The organism is Kitasatospora sp. NPDC097605 (genome assembly GCF_040302725.1).
GTDB lineage: Bacteria > Actinomycetota > Actinomycetes > Streptomycetales > Streptomycetaceae > Kitasatospora.
The window spans coordinates 1-14,416 of record NZ_JBEOSF010000031.1; the positions used below are offsets into that span (position 1 = coordinate 1).

Below are 14,416 nucleotides of genomic sequence, written 5' to 3' on the forward strand. Positions count from 1 at the left end.
AGGCCCATGTGGGGGTGCGGGGGCACCTGCATGCCCGGCTCGTCGGCGATGTCGTCGGGGCCGTAGTGGTCCACGAAGCACCACGCCCCCACCATCCGCCGGCCCATGTTCGGTAGCAGGCGGCGGACGACGGTGCTGCCGCCGAGGGCGGTCTCGCGCGGGGCGAGGAGTTCGTGGACGGGACCGCCCGGGGTGTCGGCGCGGCCGCCGCGCACGGTCGGGGTGGCGAGGTCGGGATCAGCCATGGTGGGCCCCGTTTCCGTGGGTCGAGCCGCGCGGGGCGGCCGGGACGATGGGAGTGCCGGCGGAGACGGCGCGGGTGACCGGGGTCCGGTCGGCGATGTCGAGCAGACGGGCGCGCTGGGCGTCGTCGAGGTCGCCGAGGAGGTCGATCCGCCGGGTGATGCGGACGGCCTTCTCCGGGCCCTTCTCGTAGCCGAGGTGGACGCGCACGGTAGTCAGCGGCCACTGCTTGCGCTGGGCGTACATCCGCAGGGTGATCGCGGTGCAGGAGCCGAGCGCGGAGAGCAGCAGGCCGACCGGGGTGGTGGCGGTGTCCGCGCCGCCGGCCGACGCGGGCTCGTCGGCGGACAGCCGGTGGCGGCCGGAGCGGATGTCGACGCGGTAGTCGTCGGCGGTGCTGGTGGCGACGGCGGCCGCGGCGCGGACGAAGCCGGCCTCGGCGTCCGGGACTCCCCCGGCCGCTGCGGCGGTCACAGCCCGAACCGCTCGTGCTGGGCGGCCGGGACCAGGTCGTGGTACTCCGGGTGCTTGGTCAGCCAGCCGCGGATGAACGGGCAGTACGGGAGCACGGCGAGGTTGTTGGCGCGGGCGTCGTCGAGCGCGGCGCGGGCGAGGACGCCGCCGAGGCCCTGGCCGCCGAATCGCGGGTCGATCTCGGTGTGGATGAACGCGATCTCGTCCGCGTGGCGGTGATACTCGGCGAAGCCGGCGAGTTCACCGTCGGAGGTGATCTCGTAGCGGGACTTCTCGGGGTTGTCGGCGACGGTGGTCGTCGTCATCTCGTCCTCCTTGGGGGTCGGGGGGTCGGGCCCTGGCGTCGTAAGTAATTTAGCATTCAACTAAAGATGGATCAAGGCCGCCCGGCGCGAAGGAGAGGATGTCGGGCGGCGGGCGCTACCGCCCGGCCAGCGCCCGCGCGCGGACCGCGCGGCGCAGGGTGTCGAGCTGGTCCACCAGTCCGCGCCGGGCCGCCACAATGAGGTCCGGATCGGCCAGACAGGCCTCGGCCGCCCGTACCGTCCGCTCGGTGGCGGCGAAGAGGGGGAACCCCACCGCGGTGAGCACCCGGGCCAGGGCGGGGCCGCGGCGGGCGGCGGCCGGTCCCAGCTCCTCGAAGTAGCGCGCGGTCAGCCCGTCCAGCAGCTCGGCCTGCTCGGGCTGCCACAGCCCCCGGGCCGTGGCGTCGGCCAGGTAGGTGGAGAGCTCGCCGTGGAACAGCGCCTGCCAGGCGGCCTCCTTGGCCGCCGGGTCGGGCAGCGCGGCGCGGCAGCGGGCGGCGCCCTCCTCGCTGGTGTCGCTCGGGTCGGCGGCCAGCTCGGCGGCGATCTCCGGCTCCCCCGCCGCGCCGAGCACGCACAGGCGCAGCAGCAGGTGCCAGCGCAGGTCCGGGTCGAGCACCGGCCCGCCGGGTACCGTCCCGGCCGCCAGCCAGTCGCGGAGCTCCGCGGCCTGCCCGGCATCGGCGGCGCCGATCACGCCGCGGACCGCCACCAGGCGCAGGCCGGTGCGGTCCGGCTCGCCCTCGGTGCGCCGCAGCAGGGTGCGGCAGACCCCGGCCAGCGCGGCCAGGGCCGCCGGACGCCCGGCCGGCGGGAGGGCGCAGTCGGCCACGAACTCGCGGGCGAAGGAGAGCACCGTGTCCGCCAGGTGCACCGAGGTCTCGCCGGGCAGGTGGGCCGCGACCAGGTCCAGGTACGCGCCGGGCGCGAGTTCCCCGTCGCGCACCTGGTCCCGGGCGGCGTTCCAGAGCACCGCCCGGGCCAGTTCCTCGGGCACGGCGCCGAGCGAGGTGCGCACGGTCCGCCAGGAGCCGGGATCGAGGCGGACCTTGACGAAACCGAGGTCGGTGTCGTTGGGCAGCGTCAGCTCGGCGGTGTCCACCCGCGCCCCGGCACCGTCGGCGGCGAGGTCGAGCGGCACGCGGTCGGCCAGTTCCAGGGCGCCCTCACTGGTGCGCCGGTAGTGACCCACGGTCAGCCGGTGGGGTCGCAGGACGCCGTCGGCCGAGGTGTGCTCGATCCGGCCGTCGGTCAGCCGCAGGGTGTCCACGCCGGTGGTGCGCAGCCAGCGGTCGGCCCAGCCGTGGACGTCGCGGCCGCTCGTCGCCGTCAGTGCCCGGAGCAGGTCGTCGAGGGTGGCGTTGCCGAAGGCGTGCGCGTCGAGGTGGTCGTTGACTCCGGCCAGGAAGGCCTCCTCGCCGAGCCAGGCGACCAGCTGGCGCAGCGCGGCGGCGCCCTTGGCGTAGGAGATGCCGTCGAAGTTCTGCAGCGCCTGGGCGGTGTCGTCCACGGTGGCGGGGGCGACCGGGTGGGCGGAGGGGCGCTGGTCGGCGTCGTAGCCCCAGGTCTTGCGGCCGGCGGCGAAGCCGGTCCAGGCGCCGGTGAAGCGGGTGGAGGCCGCGGTGACGTGGTGGGCCATGTACTCGGCGAAGGACTCGTTGAGCCACAGGTCGTCCCACCACTTCATGGTGACCAGGTCGCCGAACCACATGTGCGCCATCTCGTGCACGACCACCATGGCGCGCTCCTCGCGCTTGGTATCGGGCACGGCGGAGCGGAAGACGTAGTCCTCGCGCAGCGTGACGCAGCCGGGGTTCTCCATCGCACCGATGTTGAACTCCGGGACGAAGCACTGGTCGTAGCTGTCGAAGGCGAACCGGCGCCGGAAGACCCGGTGGTAGTGGTCGAAGCCCTGCCGGGTGGTCTCCAGCAGTTCGGCGGCCTCGGCGTCCAGGTCGGCGGCGAGCGAGCGGCGGCAGTGCAGGCCGAGCGGGATCCCGTCGTGCTCGGCGCGCACGGAGTGCAGCGGGCCGGCCACCACCGCGACCAGGTAGCTGCTGATCGCCGGGGTGGGCGCGAACTCCCAGCGGCCGGGCGCGAGCTGGTGGCCCGTGCTGTTGCCGACCACGGTCCACGGCCGCGGCGCGGTGACGGACACCGTGTACCGCGCCTTGAGGTCGGGCTGGTCGAAGCAGGCGAACACCCGCGGGCCGTCGTCCAGGAAGGACTGGGTGTAGACGTAGTCCTCGCCGTCGGCGGGGTCGGTGAAGCGGTGCATGCCCTCGCCGGTGCGCGAGTAGGCCATGTCGGCCTCGACGGTGAGTTCGTTCTCGGCCGCCAGACCGGTCAACGGGAAGCGCCCGGCCCGCAGCGCGTCGCCGTCCAGCTCGCGGCCGTTCAGCACCACCCGGCGGAGCCTGGACGGCTTGACGTCCAGGAACGTCCCGGCGCCGGGGGCGGTGCAGCCGAAGCGGATCACCGTGGTGGAGCCGAACACCTCCCGGCCGCGGGTCAGGTCGAGGTCGAGGTGGACGGTGCGGACGTCGAGCAGCCGGTGGCGCTCGACGGCCTCGGCGTGGGTGAGGACCGTGACATCAGCCATACCGGCCATGCTGCGCCATCGGGCGGTGGGCGGCACCCGCTTTTCGGCCCCGGACGCCCCCGGCCGGTCCCCCACTCCGCTACTCGGCGGCGCGGCGGGCCGCCTTGACGCGTTCGGCCAGCTCGGCGGCCGGCAGGCGGCGAAGGGTGACGCCGTGGCGGGCCGCCAGGTCGTCGGCGGGGGCCGGCGAGGCCTCGGTGATGTCGAGCACCAGCATGCTGTGGCCCTCGTCCACCTCCTCGCTGAGCACGATCAGGCCGGCGCCGCCCTCCTGGTCGCGGCGGGCCTCGGCGGCGGTGCCGAGGGCCGTGCCGGCCGCCCAGCCCAGCAGGACGCCGAGCGGGCCGCCGGGCAGACCGGCGAGCCCGCCGGCCACGCCCGCGCCCACCGTCGGCGCGCCCGCCCCGCGCACCTGGCCGGCCCGGAAGTCCAGGGTGCCGTCGGCCAGGCGCTCGACGATCGCGGACTGGTGCAGGCCCGGCAGGTGGGCGGCCCCGTCGAAGGCGGCCCGGCAGGCGGCGCGGTCGGTGAAGTCGAGCAGCAGGACCTGGTGGTTCTCGCTCATGGTCGCGACGGCTCCTCGCTCGGCGGTGGTCGGCGGTGCTCGGCGGTCGGTCGGCGGTCGGTCCGCGGTGCTCGGCGGTCGGTCGGTCCTGCGGCGTTGCCGGGCACCGCCGGACCAGTCCAGCTTGGTCCAGGACCGGGCCGTCCGCCCACCGGGGCGGGTCGGGACACTCGGCGGGGTCGGTCACCCGGCGGGGTTGGTCCTGCGGACCTTGCCCCTGGTGTCGGCCAGGAGGTAGCCGCTGTTGTGGTACTCGTCGGAGACGTAGACCCGGATGCTCGCCACGCCGTCGCCCGTCCAGGTGTCGATGATCAGGTAACGCCTGGTCGGGTCCTTCACGTTGAGGGTGTCGTCGGCCTTCTTGAGCAGCGCCGGGATGACGTCCCAGTCGTACTGGGCGAGGTCCACCGGCTTGTCCTTGCCCATCGACGAGCCGGTGCGCGTGGTGACCTTGCCGTCCCGGTAGTCGTACCAGTCGTAGCCGCGACCGTCGGCGGTGGGCACCTGGGCCATCGCGTAGTCGGGGTAGACGGTGAGCTGCTTGACCTTGGTGCCGCCGCTCTGTGCGGTGATGGCCGCCACGACGGTGCGGACGCCGGCCGGGGTCAGCAGGTCCTTGGACGCGTTCGCCGGGGGCTTGGCCGGCGGGGTGGTGGGGGCGGGGGTGGGGGTGGAAGCGGAGGTGGAAGCGGGGGCGGTGCCGGCCCCGGGCGGCGCGGGGGGCGGGGTCGTGGCGGGGCCGGTGGACGCGGCCGTGCCGCCCGGGGGCGGGGCGGCGGCCGGGTCGGCCGCGCCACCGGGCCCGTCCGGGCGCAGTGTCCAGGCGAGCACGCTCGCCAGCGCGACGCCGGCGACCGCGAGAGTGACCGTCGCGCCGGCACGGCGGCGGGTGGGCGGCGGGGGCGTCGTGGCGGGGCCGGTCCCGCCGAGGAACTGGGTCCCGGTGTCGTCGACGGGCCCGCCGCCCGGCCCGGGGACGTACGCCGTGCCCGACGGGCCGGCGAAGGATCCCGAGGAGGGCTCCGCGTACGGCCCCGGGTAGGGCCCGGCGCCCGGGGGCGCCGGCGCCCAGTACGGCTGCGGCACCACCGGAGCCGCGCCCGCGTCGGCGGCGGCGAGGGCCTGGTCGAGTTGCACGGCGTCCGGGCGGGCCGCCGGGTCGCGGGCCAGCAGCGCCGTCAGCACCGGGCCCAGCGGGCCGCAGCGGGTCGGCGGTGGCAGGGGCTCGTCGAGGACGGCCGCGAGCGTGGCCAGCGAGGTGGCGCGGCGCAGCGGGTGGTGGCCCTCGACGGCGACGTAGAGCAGCATGCCGAGCGACCACAGGTCGGAGGACGGGTTGCCCTCCTCGCCGCGGATCCGCTCCGGCGCGATGTACTCGGGCGAGCCGATCAGCGCGCCGGTGGCGGTGAGCGCGGTGGCGTCCTGCATCGCGGCGATGCCGAAGTCGGTGAGCACGGGGGTGCCGTCGGCGCGCAGCAGCACGTTGCCGGGCTTGACGTCGCGGTGCTGGATGCCGGCCGCGTGCGCGGCGCGCAGCGCGGCGAGCACGCCGCGGCCGATCCGGGCGGCCTCGGGGACGGTGAGCGGACCGCGGGCGATCCGGTCGGCGAGGCTGCCGCCGGTGACCAGCTCCATGACCAGCCAGGGGTGGGGGTGCCCGGGGGTGTCGACGATGTGGTGGATCACCGCGACGTTCGGGTGCTGGAGGCGGGCGAGCGCGCGGGCCTCGCGCAGGACGCGCTCGCGCAGTTCGTCGGCGGCGGTGGGGTCGGCGGCGGCCATGGCCGGGTCCGGCGGGCGCACCTCCTTGAGCGCCACCTCGCGGTGCAGCATGGTGTCGCGGGCGCGCCAGACCAGGCCCATGCCCCCGCCGCCGAGGCGTTCCACCAGTTCGAAGCGGTTGTCGATGAGCCGCGTCTCCGGCCCCCCAGTGTTCATGCCGCACATCGTAGGGGCCGCCATGGACAGGTGCGCCGACCGCCCTTGCGGCCGGACGGTCCGTGGACACCCCGCCCGCACCGGAGTTGGGCGCACGGCGCCGATCGGGCCCGGGCCCACGGGCGGACGGCGGCGGACGCCACGGCCACCTGGGCGAGGGGGGAGGGCCTTCCGGGTGGCCGTGGTGCGGGCACGGACCGGGTCGCCGGGCCGGCTCGTTGGGCCCGGTATGTCTGCACACGTCCGCAGGGCCTCCTGGGCCGCGCTGTCCCTGCTGGTCCTCGTCCTCCTGGCGGTGGCCGTCGGGAGCGACCACCGCCCGCCGCCCGGGCCGCACTCCGGACCGCCGCCGCCGGACACCCCGCGCGGCTGGGTGGTCGCCGCGAGCGCGGCGAACGTACGGCGCGAGCACTCGGTCGACGGCACGGTGCTGGGCCTGGCCCGGTGCGGCGAACCGGCCGAGATCGTCGACACCTGGATCTCCCCGCTGGGCGCGCGCTGGAGCCGGATCGTGGTGGCGCCCAGCGGCCTGACGGGCTGGGTCCTCTGGTCCCTGCTCGACCACCCCGCCCGGCCCGGCGAGCCCGGACTCCCCTGCCCCGCCCCGCCGCCCGGCGGGTAGGGCGTGTCCGCGCGCGCCCCGGGCGGCGCGGGGGCGGGGGTTCCGGGCCGGGTGCGGGCGGGTAGGGGCCGCTTCGAAGCGCGGGGCAGCGCGGGACGGACGGAGGTGACCCGGGTGGGCGGGGACGGGGCGGGTGCCGGGGCGCGGCCGGCCGGGCCGGGGGACGCGGACGAGCTGCTGCGGCTGCGGGTCACGGTGCTGGACGGCGGGCCGCTGGACGAGGAGTGGCGCGCCACCTTCCACGAGGACATGCGTGCCCGGCTGGGCCGCGACCCGGACCTGCTCGCCTTTGTGGTGCCGGCCGGCGGCGGGCTGGCGGCCTGCGCGATCGGCATCGTCTACCGCGGCTACCGGGGCCCGAGCCACCCGACGGGGCGGTGGGGGGGATCCACACGGTGGTCACCGGTGCGACCTGAAAGCTGCTGGATGCCAGCGCGCTGGCCCCTGAGGTGGGGTCAGCGTCTCGCTCAGTGATCGCCATAGCGAGTCCCCTAGGGAGCGTGCCGGACCGGTAACGGACCTGTACGAAGCCTCCTGACAGGAAGCCCCAAGGGCGGATGGGCCACCATCGGCTACAGGGCAAGGGGAAGGAACCGAAGGATGAACGCAAGTGAACCTCCGATGAGGTGCCGTGAACAGTGACCCGCGCAGTGGTTTGCAGTCGGCGGGAACAGGGCTAGGGCTGAGAAGCCCAAGTGACCAGAGGCGCCGGTTGCCTCCTGGTGTGATCACCACTGCCCCGGCTTATAGGAGGCGTCCTACCGGTTCCGACTCTGGCGCCAGTGGAACAGGAAAATCCCGTAGGAGTCCGGAGCGGATGCGCGCCGGTAAGCCCGAGGCAACAACGGCAGAACTCTCCTGCGGGGGAAGGATGACCCGAGAAGCGAATGCCACCAGGACGAAAGTCCAGGGGAAATCACGGCGCACGGCACCTCAGCCAGCTGTGTATAACCCGGTGGATACCGGCCAGATGGTCGGACTCGAAAGAGTGCCCACGCGGGTCAGGTAGGGCTTGAAGAGACGTTGGGCAGACGCCCTCACCAGGGTTCGAGTTAGACACTTGAAGGAGGCAAGCATGGCCAAGCAGGGCGAAGTCGTGTCGACTCCCCAAGTGAACGAGGCCCTGGGCGATGCCGAGCTGTGGCTCAGCTTCGACTGGAAGGCAGCTGAGGCGGACGTACGGCGGCTGCGCCAACGAATCTTCAAAGCAGCGCAGGATGGAGACCTGAAAAGGCTCCGCAGTCTCCAAAGGCTCATGTTGCGGTCCCGGTCGAATCTGGTCATCAGTGTTCGGCGGGTCACACAGCGGAGCCTGGGACGTCGCACCCCCGGAATTGACGGGGAACTGGCCCTGAGCCATAAGGCGCGCGGATCGCTCGTGAGGACACTCGGCGAGGTCCACGCGGCAGACTTCAGGCCCGTACGGCGTGTGCACATTCCAAAGGCCAACGGAAAGCTCCGGCCACTCGGCATCCCGGTCATCAGGGACCGAGTTCAGCAGGCCCGAGTGCTTAACGCTCTTGAGCCTGAGTGGGAGGCGCGATTTGAAGCCAGAAGTTATGGCTTCCGTCCTGGCAGAAGCTGTCAGGACGCAATGGCAGCGATCTTCACGATCATCGGTCGAAAGAGTGCCCTACGACCTTGGGTTCTGGATGCCGACCTGTCAAGCGCCTTCGACCGGATCAACCATGAATGCCTCTTGGAGACCATCGACGGATTCCCGGCCGCCACGGCCGTCCGTCGATGGTTGCGAGCTGGTGTCATGGAGAACGGGCGCTTCGCACCCACGGAGGAAGGGGCGCCGCAGGGTGGCGTCATCAGTCCTCTTCTCCTGAACATCGCTCTGCACGGATTGAGTATGGCCGCTGGCGAGGACGACTCCTTGAGTGACCATCACAAGAGGAAACGCCCAATGCTCGTTCGTTACGCGGACGACTTCGTGGTGTTCTGCTCCACGGAAGAGGAAGCGTTTCGAATCAAGGGTTTGCTTGCTGCCTGGCTGAAGCCCAAAGGGCTGACGTTCAATGAGGAAAAGACCTCGGTTCGTCATGTCACCGAGGGCTTCGACTTCCTCGGGTTCAGTTTCCGGAAGTACGGCAGCGGGAAACTCGTGATCAAGCCGAGCCGCGCGGCGGTCACCAGGGTCAAGGAGAAGGTTCGCGAAATGACCAGGGGGCTGGCGACGGCCCCGACTGAGATTGTCATTAAGCAACTGAATCCCTTGATCAAGGGGTGGTCCACCTACTACAGGGGAGCGGTCTCGTCCGAGACGTTCTCCACGCTTGAGAATTTCATGTACAAGCGGATGTACAGGTGGGCCAAACGCAGGCATCCGAAGAAGAGCGCCACATGGGTCAAGGCGAACTACTTTGGGGCCTACCACCCCGGCCGGAAGGACCGCTGGGTCTTCGGAGACCGGAAAAGCGGAAGGTACCTACAGAAGTTCAGCTGGACCAAGATTGTGAGGCATGTCCCGGTGATCGGAAGGTCATCCCGGGACGACCCCAACCTCAAGGAATATTGGGCCAAGCGCACTGCGGTACGCCCCCAACCTATCGCCGACCGGATGGTGATTTCACTGGCGGCGAGACAGAAGGGGGTCTGCCCGTTGTGCGGACTGGACTTGATCGCCGGCGCAGGCTACGAGCCTGACTCGGTCCGAGAATGGGCCGAATGGTTCACAGCAAGTCGCCGAACGATCAACCGGCACCATCTCGTTTACCGGTCCCACGGAGGGGCCGACGAAAAGTCCAACCTGGTACTGATCCATGCAGATTGTCATAGGCGGCATCACGCCGCCAACGACCGCCACACCCCCGAGGAGACCGCGAATGCAATGCTGTGACGCCCTGCTTGAGCCGGGTGCGGTGAGAGCCGCACGCCCGGTTCTGAGGGGGGCCCCGTCGCTGAGAGGCGCGGGGCCTACCCGACACCCGGCGCACCGGCGGCGCGGGCACGCCCGGGCCGTCACGGCGGCGCTGGTCGAGGCGTTCGGAGCACGCGGCTGCGGGTCGGTCGAGCTGCGGGCCACCGAGGCCGGTGCGCCGCTCTACCGGACGCTCGGCTTCGGCCCGGTGGACGGGTACATGCGGCTGAACCTCGGTCCCGGCCACTGACGCGGCCCGGCCCCGTGGAGCCCCGTCGTTCCCCCACCGAAGGAGGCCCCCCAGATGGAGCACCGCCCGTCCGACCACCCGTCCGACCACCCGTCCGGCCGCTCGCCGTTCGCCGCCGTGCTCGTCACCGATGTGCTGGGCCGGGTCCTGCTGCTGCGCCGGCCGGACGGCCGCTGGGAGTTGCCGGGCGGCCCCGTCCGGCCGGCGGAGGCTCCTGCGGCGGCGGCCGTCCGCGCGCTGGCCGCGGTCTGCGGGGTGGCCGCCGAGGCGGTGCGTCCGCTCGGGATGTTCGAGGACGGGCTCCTGAACGGGTCCGGAGGCACGGCGCGGCGGCAGGTATTCGCGCTGGCGGCGCACGCACCCGGCGCGCTGGACCGGCTCGTACTCCCCCAACACGCCACGCACGCCTGGTTCTTCACGGACAACCTGCCCGGCGTCTCCCCTGCCGCCGTGCGCTTCCTGCGGGCGTACGCGCCGGCGCGCCCGCACCTGCCGCGCCCCCAGTGGCTGGCCACCACGCCCCGCGCGTGGCTGTGCACGGCCGCCGTGGTGACCACCCCGGACGGGCGGCTGCTGATGGTGAAGTCGCGGGTCCGGGAGCCGGACCGGCGCCCGGACGCCGGGCGGTGGAACTTCCCGGGCGGGGTGCTCGACGCCCATGAGGACTCGCCGACCGGCGCGGCCCGCGAGCTGCGCGAGGAGACCGGACTCGACCGGCCGCCCGGGCCGCTGCTCGCGGTGGTCTGGCAGCACCCGGCAGCGGGCGCGGACCACCCGATCGTGCAGTTCTTCCACGACTTCGGCACCGCCGACCCGGCCGCGGTCCGGCTCGGCTGTCCGGACGGGGAGATCACCGACTGGGCCTGGCTCCGCCCGGACGAGGAGCTGGACGCCGCGGCCGGCCCGGCCCGGGGGTACGCGGCGCGGCAGGCACTGGCGGCCCGCGCGTCCGGCCGCACCGCCACCGCCGCCTACCCGCCGGGGCCGTTCGAGTCCGCACGTTGAACGAACGGACCGGTTCCGGGACCCGGCCTGCCCGAACGGACAGCTGGCCGGGCAGCGCGGACGCCGACCGCCGGGAAGGCCGGAAGGAAGCATCAGGAAGCATCAACTCTGCTGCAGAGCACGTGGGTTGACATCCACACCAGCCGACCGCCTCCCGGCCGGTGGGCTTCGTCACCGCCGCTCGTGCCCGCGCCACCTACCGCCGGGCAGTTCAGCGACATCGCCGCCCAGGAGATGGGCGGCGGCCCGGGCACCGACCTCGACCTGGCCACCGTGCTGCGGACCGGGCGCGACCCGCAGGGGCCGGGCCGCTACCAGACCCTGGTCTGCCCCGGCACCCTGGACGGCTTCCCCGTACTGACCTTCACCGCCCCGTGGACGCTGGCCGAGGCCGAGCTGAACGCCCCGCGCGCCCGCTATCTGCGCAACCTCGCCTCCGGACTGGCCGACGCGCACGGCTGGTCGGCGCGCCGAACGGCCGCCTATCTGAGCACCCGCCCGGGCGCCGCCGGACACTGGACCGTCGACGCCCTGCTGGCCGCGCTCACCGGCCGCACCGGAGGCTGAGCCTCCACAGCGGGTTCCGGCCGCAGAACCATGACCATTCGTCATCATCATTGCCCTATCGGCCAATTCGGTGGGCAAGCGGCCGTTCGATGACGGATGATCGGCACGCGGGCCGCTCCGACCGGGCGGCGGCCGGCCGAGCGGACGGGGGCAGGGCGGCATGGAGGCGATGCGGGTCTTCGCACTGGTGGCGGCGACCGTCACCACCGGAGTGACCTCCGGACTCTTCTACACCTACGCCTCGCTGACCCCGGGGCTGCGCACCGCCGACAGCATGGCCGTCGTCCAGGTGATGCAACGGCTCAACGTGGCCGTGCTCAACGGGTGGTACCTTCTGGGCTTCGTCGGCGCGCTGGTGTCCACCGGCGTCGCCGTCGTGCTGCACCTGCCGAGCGACGGGCACCGGGTGCTCCCCGCGGCGGTCGGCGCGCTGGTCTGCTACACCGGCGCGCTGGTGGCGACCAGGGCGGTCAACCTTCCGCTGAGCCAGGCGCTGGCGGAGGCCGGCGAGGAGCCGGGCCGGACGGGGTACTCGGAGCCGAACGACCCGGGCGGGGCACGGCGGGTGCGGTGGTGCGCGGTACGGGCGCTGCTGTCCACGGCGGCGCTCGGGTTCCTCTGCTGGGCGCTGGTGATGCACTGCGACGTCAGCCCGACCTGACTGGCACCGCAGGGCGGTTGGGACGAACGCCCGGGCGCGGTCAGCCGGCCGCCAGCACCACTGTGGCCGGACCGGGCCGGGCCGGCTGCGCCGGTTCGCCCGGCAAAGCCGCTCCCGCCGCCGACTCCCCGGCCGGGGCGGCCGGTCGGCGGTGTTCCTGCGGGGTGATCCCGCGCACCCGCTTGAACGCGGTGCTGAGCGCGAACGCGTCGCCGTAACCGACCCGGCGGGCCACCGCCGCGATGGTGAGCTCCGGGTCGCGCAGCAGGTCCGCCGCCATCGCCAGCCGCCAGTTCGCCAGATAGGCCATCGGCGGCTCGCCGACCAGCGCGGTGAACCGCCGGGCCAGCCCGGCCCGGGAGACCCCGACCTCGGCGGCCAGCGCCGCCACCGTCCACGGCCGGGCCGGATCGTCGTGCAGCAGCCGCAGTGCCGGTCCGACCACCTCGTCGGACTGGGCCCGCAGCCAGCCCGGCGCTTCCGGGGCGGCGAGCCAGCCCCGCAGCACGCCGACCACCAGCAGGTCCAACAGCCGGTCCAGCACCACCTCCTGGCCGGGATCGGCGCGGGTGACCTCGGTGGCGAGCAGCCGGACCAGGGTGTCCTCGGTGGTGTCCACCCCGGCGGGCCGCACCAGCAGGGTCGGCAGGTGGGCCAGCAGCCGGCGGCCGATCTCGTGCTCGGCCAGGTAGGTGCCGGTCAGCATCACCGACGGGCGCTCGTCGCCCGGCCGGGTCTCGCCCCAGGTCCGCACGCCGAGCGCCATCGAGGTGGCGACGCTGACGCCGTCCCGGGAGCAGATCTGCCCGGGGCCGACGACGATGTCCGGCTCGCTGCCCCGGTCGTCCGCGACGGTGTACGCCTCCGGCCCGCGCAGCAGCGCCAGGTCCCCCGGCCGCACCAGCACCGGCTGCCCGCCGTCGGGCAGGATCCACGCCTCGCCGTCCAGCATGGTGAGCAGCGACAGCGGCGCGCGGTCCTCGATCCGCAGCGCCCACGGCGTGCTGAGCACGGAGCGCAGCACGAACGCGCCGCGCGCCTTGGGGCCGTCGAGCAGCCCGGTCAGGGTGTCCATGACGGGCAAGCCTACGAACCGCCGACCCGGGCGATCAACGACGGGCCGGGGCCTCTTGCGGCCCGGGCGACCCGGGCGACCCGGAGGACGCTCGTGCCGTGGGTGGACCCGTCGGCGAGGCGCCGCACGGCGGCGGAGAGGTCCGTGAGCTCGTACTCGGCCGTGATGTCCACGCGCACCCGGCCGTCGGCGATGAGGCGGATCGCGCGGCGGGCGCTGTCGGCGAGGCGCTCGGGACCGGTCCGGGCGAGCAGGTGGCTGGTGCAGGTCAGCAGGGACTTCCCCTGCGCGAGCAGGTCGTCGGCGTCGGCCAGGACCGGCCCGAAGCCGCCGGGGTTGCCGTACGCCACCAGACGGCCGTGCGGCGCGAGTCGTCCGAGGCCGTCCTGCCGGGTCGGGCCGCCGACCGCGTCGAGGATCACGTCGAACGCCTGCTCGCCGAGTCCGGCCGGGAGCTCCTCGCACAGGAGCACCTCGTCGTAGCCGAACCGGGCGGCGTAGCCGGCCCTGGCGGCGCTGCCGGCCACACCCACGATCCGGCCGGCGCCCGCCGGCCGGGCGAACTGGGCGGCCAGGGTGCCGACCGAGCCGGCGGCGGCGTGGATCAACACGCTCTCGCCGGGCCGTACCCGCGCGGCGGTGCTGACCAGGTCGTAGGCGGTCGGCGCACCCCAGCCGATGCCCGCCGCCGTCCGCAGCGGCAGGTCGCCGATGTCGAGGGCGAGGACGGCGGGCGCCACGACCACCACGGCGCAGGCACCCGCGGTGGTCAACGCGGCGACGCGCTCACCGATCCGGGCCGGGTCGACGCCGGCACCGACCGCGACGCTGTGCCCGGCCGCCCCGAAGCCGGGCACGAAGGGGCGCGGCACCGGAAAGTGGCCGTCCCGGACCAGGATGTCGCCCCACTGGACCCCCGCGTAGGCGACCCGGATCGCCGCCTGGCCGGGGCCGGGCACGGGCTCGTCGAGTTCGGCGACGCGGTAGAGGTGACGTCCGCGGTGCACGCCAAGGTCCAGATCGCCTCCCTCACCGACGAGGGCCGGGCGCTGCTGGACCGCGCCTACCAGGAGGTGACCGTCCTGGAGCGCGCGCTGACCGAGGCGTTCACGCCCTCCGAGCGCGCCGCGCTCTGCGACCTCCTGGAGCGGGCCACCACCGTGCTGGTCCAGCAGACCCGCCGCACGACTGCCCCTCCCCTCGCCTGAGCCCTCGGCCACCGCGCGGGGGCCCGCCGCACGGC

The 14,416-nt window shown here is 73.8% G+C and carries 15 protein-coding genes and 1 pseudogene; 8 read left to right on the forward strand and 8 right to left on the reverse strand.

Annotated features, from left to right (window positions below):
- The 6 genes and pseudogenes from ABTX81_RS28170 to ABTX81_RS28195 form a co-directional block, all read right to left on the reverse strand.
- Positions 1 to 245: pseudogene (locus tag ABTX81_RS28170) on the reverse strand (pirin family protein); the annotation flags it as partial.
- Positions 238 to 717 (reverse strand): OsmC family protein, encoded by a 480-nt coding sequence (locus ABTX81_RS28175; RefSeq protein WP_350551025.1) that lies wholly within the window; start codon positions 715 to 717, stop codon positions 238 to 240. The pseudogene ABTX81_RS28170 and the gene ABTX81_RS28175, both read right to left, overlap by 8 nt.
- Positions 714 to 1,082 (reverse strand): GNAT family N-acetyltransferase, encoded by a 369-nt coding sequence (locus ABTX81_RS28180; protein ID WP_350551027.1) that lies wholly within the window; start codon positions 1,080 to 1,082, stop codon positions 714 to 716. Before ABTX81_RS28180 ends, ABTX81_RS28175 begins: the two co-directional genes overlap by 4 nt.
- Positions 1,083 to 1,137: 55 nt before the next feature.
- Complete coding sequence (gene pepN, locus ABTX81_RS28185) at positions 1,138 to 3,624, reverse strand: aminopeptidase N (RefSeq protein WP_350551030.1); 2,487 nt, start codon at positions 3,622 to 3,624, stop codon at positions 1,138 to 1,140.
- Positions 3,625 to 3,703: 79 nt separating this feature from the next.
- A complete protein-coding gene (locus ABTX81_RS28190; protein ID WP_350551033.1) occupies positions 3,704 to 4,189 on the reverse strand; it encodes a histidine kinase in 486 nt (161 codons plus the stop codon).
- A gap of 183 nt (positions 4,190 to 4,372) precedes the next feature.
- A complete protein-coding gene (locus ABTX81_RS28195; protein WP_350551036.1) occupies positions 4,373 to 6,127 on the reverse strand; it encodes a serine/threonine-protein kinase in 1,755 nt (584 codons plus the stop codon).
- Positions 6,128 to 6,356: 229 nt separating this feature from the next.
- On the opposite strand from ABTX81_RS28195, the gene ABTX81_RS28200 reads away from it, so the two are divergent.
- The 7 genes from ABTX81_RS28200 to ABTX81_RS28230 all read left to right on the forward strand — a co-directional run bounded on the left by ABTX81_RS28200 (position 6,357) and on the right by ABTX81_RS28230 (position 12,098).
- Complete coding sequence (locus ABTX81_RS28200) at positions 6,357 to 6,749, forward strand: SH3 domain-containing protein (RefSeq protein WP_350551038.1); 393 nt, start codon at positions 6,357 to 6,359, stop codon at positions 6,747 to 6,749.
- Between the two features lie 114 nt (positions 6,750 to 6,863).
- Positions 6,864 to 7,223 (forward strand): hypothetical protein, encoded by a 360-nt coding sequence (locus ABTX81_RS28205; protein ID WP_350551041.1) that lies wholly within the window; start codon positions 6,864 to 6,866, stop codon positions 7,221 to 7,223.
- 601 nt (positions 7,224 to 7,824) lie between these two features.
- Positions 7,825 to 9,594 (forward strand): group II intron reverse transcriptase/maturase, encoded by a 1,770-nt coding sequence (ltrA, locus tag ABTX81_RS28210; RefSeq protein WP_350551044.1) that lies wholly within the window; start codon positions 7,825 to 7,827, stop codon positions 9,592 to 9,594.
- Positions 9,581 to 9,865, forward strand: coding sequence for a GNAT family N-acetyltransferase (locus ABTX81_RS28215; RefSeq protein WP_350551047.1), 285 nt, complete (start codon positions 9,581 to 9,583; stop codon positions 9,863 to 9,865). The genes ltrA and ABTX81_RS28215 overlap by 14 nt, the downstream gene beginning before the upstream one ends.
- A 54-nt stretch (positions 9,866 to 9,919) precedes the next feature.
- Positions 9,920 to 10,870: an NUDIX domain-containing protein gene (locus ABTX81_RS28220; RefSeq protein WP_350551049.1), complete on the forward strand. Its 951-nt coding sequence runs from the start codon at positions 9,920 to 9,922 to the stop codon at positions 10,868 to 10,870.
- Between the two features lie 183 nt (positions 10,871 to 11,053).
- Entirely contained in the window at positions 11,054 to 11,437 is a 384-nt protein-coding gene (locus ABTX81_RS28225; RefSeq protein WP_350551052.1) for a hypothetical protein, read from the forward strand.
- Positions 11,438 to 11,606: 169 nt separating this feature from the next.
- Positions 11,607 to 12,098 carry an anthrone oxygenase family protein gene (locus tag ABTX81_RS28230; protein WP_350551054.1) on the forward strand — a complete coding sequence of 164 codons (492 nt, stop codon included), beginning with the start codon at positions 11,607 to 11,609 and terminating at the stop codon, positions 12,096 to 12,098.
- A gap of 40 nt (positions 12,099 to 12,138) precedes the next feature.
- Here the strand turns inward: ABTX81_RS28230 and ABTX81_RS28235 are convergent, their stop codons facing one another.
- Positions 12,139 to 13,173: an AraC family transcriptional regulator gene (locus ABTX81_RS28235; RefSeq protein WP_350551057.1), complete on the reverse strand. Its 1,035-nt coding sequence runs from the start codon at positions 13,171 to 13,173 to the stop codon at positions 12,139 to 12,141.
- Positions 13,174 to 13,184: 11 nt separating this feature from the next.
- Positions 13,185 to 14,180: a quinone oxidoreductase family protein gene (locus tag ABTX81_RS28240; RefSeq protein ID WP_350551060.1), complete on the reverse strand. Its 996-nt coding sequence runs from the start codon at positions 14,178 to 14,180 to the stop codon at positions 13,185 to 13,187.
- Between ABTX81_RS28240 and ABTX81_RS28245 the strand changes: the two genes are divergently transcribed.
- On the forward strand, positions 14,175 to 14,381 hold the full coding sequence (locus ABTX81_RS28245) for a winged helix DNA-binding protein (protein ID WP_350551063.1): 207 nt from the start codon (positions 14,175 to 14,177) through the stop codon (positions 14,379 to 14,381). The two genes, ABTX81_RS28240 and ABTX81_RS28245, sit on opposite strands and share 6 nt — an antisense overlap.
- The last annotated feature ends 35 nt before the right edge of the window (positions 14,382 to 14,416 follow it).